The 2940-nt window shown below is 23.8% G+C and carries 2 protein-coding genes; both read left to right on the forward strand.

Annotation, left to right across the window (positions count from 1 at the left end; genetic code table 11):
* A partial coding sequence (locus NG904_RS16060; protein ID WP_252232700.1) for an exonuclease SbcCD subunit D C-terminal domain-containing protein occupies window positions 1-506 on the forward strand: 506 nt, incomplete at its 5' end.
* A partial coding sequence (locus NG904_RS16065; RefSeq protein WP_252232702.1) for an AAA family ATPase occupies window positions 493-2940 on the forward strand: 2448 nt, incomplete at its 3' end. The genes NG904_RS16060 and NG904_RS16065, both read left to right, overlap by 14 nt.

Below are 2940 nucleotides of genomic sequence, written 5' to 3' on the forward strand. Positions count from 1 at the left end.
AACCACAAATTGTTCCTGGCACTAATAAAAGAGCAAGATATTGTGGATCACCTATTCATTATAATAGAAAAGAAATAAATTTTGATAAGAAGTGTTTTATTATAGATGTAAAATGTAATGAAGAGCCTAATATAAAAGACATTGATTTAAAGGTATATAAGCCTATTGAAATATGGAAATGCGATAATATTGATGAAGCAATATTAAAATGTAAAGAGAACTCAGAAAGAGAAAGCTTTGTTTATCTTGAAATAGAAACTGATAGATATGTAAGAGAAGATGAAATAAAGCAGATGAAAGATTTTAAGAAAGATATATTAGAGATAATTCCTAAGATTAAAATAAATGATGAGGAAGAAGATATTAAGAATATATCAGAAAAGTCTTTTGATGAAATATTTAAGGATTTTTATAAGAAAGAAAGAGGCGTTGAAGCAGATACGGAAGTTGTTGAGTTATTTTTAAATATAATGTCAGAGGTAGGTGAAGAAGATGAGACCAATTGAGCTTAGGATTAATGGATTAAATAGTTTTATAGAAGAGCAGAAGATAGATTTTAATAAGTTGACTGAAAGAGGATTTTTTGGGATTTTTGGACCTACAGGTAGTGGAAAATCAACTATTTTAGATGGAATAACATTAGCTTTATATGGACAGGTTTCAAGAAAAAGCTCTAACTATATAAATACTAATTGTGATTCATTAAATGTAAGTTTTAAATTTCAAATATCAGGTATAGAAAAGAGAACATACGTTGTAAGTAGGGAATTTAAACGTGATAATAAAACTGGTAATCCAAGAACTTCAAGGGCTAAAATAATTGATAAAACCAATGAAATAGAAGAAGTTTTAGCTGATAAAGCTCAAAAAGTAACTGAAAAATGTGAAGAAATAATAGGTCTTGGATTAGAGGATTTTACTAGAACAGTTGTATTGCCACAAGGTAAATTTAGTGAATTTTTAAAGCTTGAAGGAAAAAGTAGAAGAGAGATGCTTGAAAGATTATTTAATCTTCAAAAGTATGGAAATATTCTTTCGATAAAATTATCAAGAGAAATAGGTAAAGAAAAAACAGAGAGTAATCTTCTAACTGGAGAATTAAAAGGTTATGATGAAGTTAGCAGTGAAAAACTTAATTTAAAAAATGAAGAATTAGAATATGCTAGAAATCAATTAAGTAATGCAAATAATGAATTAAAAGAAATAGAGAAAAGATATAAATCTAGTGAGGAAATTTGGAATTTACAATTTGAATTAAACTCTTACAAAGAACAAGAAAAAGTTTTAAATTGTAAATCTAGTGAAATAGAAGAAGATAAAATTAAGCTTAAACTTGCGGAAGCTGCATTAAAGGTTAATCCATATGTATTAGCATATGAAAATACTTTAAATGAAAGCAATGAGACTCAAAAAGAAAAAGAGAGATTAGAAATAAACTTTAAAAAATTAAAGATTGAAAAAGAAAGTTCAGAAAAAAAATTAGTAGAAATTACAGAAAAAAAAGATAAAGAAATACCAGAATTAAAATTAAGAGAACAAAAAATAAATGATGTAATAGAAGAAAAAAATAAGTTGGATATTTTAGATAAAGAAATAGAAGAAATTTCTTCAAAAGTTCAAGTATTAAGAGAAAAATACAAGAAAGAAAAGAATAGTAGTTTAATTATAGAGGACAGTATTAAAAATACAAATATTAATATCAAGGAATTGGAAGAAAAATTTGAAAGCTTAAAAATAGATGATGAATTAAAAGTTAAGATTCAAGATGGTCTTTTAATCACTGAAAAATACAGTTTATTTGAAAAAAATATTAGTAATAATAAAGATAAATTAACGAATATAAATAAAGAAATAGAAAATTTAAAAGTGAATTTTGATGAGTTACAAAAAATATATAAAGTAAAGTCTAATTCATTAAATAAAAGCAAGGATGAATTAGAAAACTTGATTAAACGCTGTCCAGGTAACCAGGAAGATTTATTAATACTTCAAAAAAATCTAACTAATTGTAATGAAAAGTGGGAAAAATTCAATCAATATTATGATGAGATAAAAAAATCTAAATTATTAATTGAAGAATTAGAAGAATTATTAAAAAAAGATAAAGATAAAAAATCTAGTATTGATAATGAATTATTAGACTTAAAAGAAAAATACAAAAAATGTGAAATAGAAAATTTAGCTTTTAAAATAAGAATGAATTTAAAGAATGGTGAAGCATGCCCGGTATGTGGATCATTAGAACACGGTACAAAAAGCAACGATAAGTTAATAGATGATTTAGATGATGATATAGTAAATCAATTAAATAATAAAATTAATGATTATGAAATTAACTTAAAAGTATTGGAACAAGACATAACAATATATAATACTAAAATGAGTTCTGAGGAAGATAAAATTAGAGAGAAAAATCTTCAAATAGAAAATTTAGGAGAAGAGTTTAAAAACGTAGTACCTAAAGACTTAGAAAGTCAATTTAATAGGTTGAAAAAAGATATAGAAAACTATGATGCAAAAAAAGAAGTGTTAGAAAATGCACTTATACAACTAAAAGATGAGAATCATAAATTGGAAAATGATAGTGAAAGAATATCAACATTAATAAAGGAAAAAGAAACACAAGTAAATTTGATAAATGAAGAATTAGCTATTGATATAGAAGAACTTAACAATATAAATAAAAAATTAAATATTATTATAAGAGAAACTAATGTAAGTGATTTTAATAAAAAGAGTCAAGAGATAGTTAATATAGAAAAAGAAAGAGAAATTTTATCAAAGAAGATAAAAGAATTTAGAATCAATCTTGAAACCTTAATTAAAGAAAAGGATAAAGTGCAAGAAAATTTAAACTTAATTACTGAAGAAGGAACGTATGCACGTACATCATTAAATGAAAAAAATAAAAATAGAGAAGAAAAAATAAAAATAATAAAA

Source organism: Clostridium sp. ZBS15 (genome assembly GCF_023845705.1).
Taxonomy (GTDB): Bacteria; Bacillota; Clostridia; order Clostridiales; family Clostridiaceae; genus Clostridium; species Clostridium aquiflavi.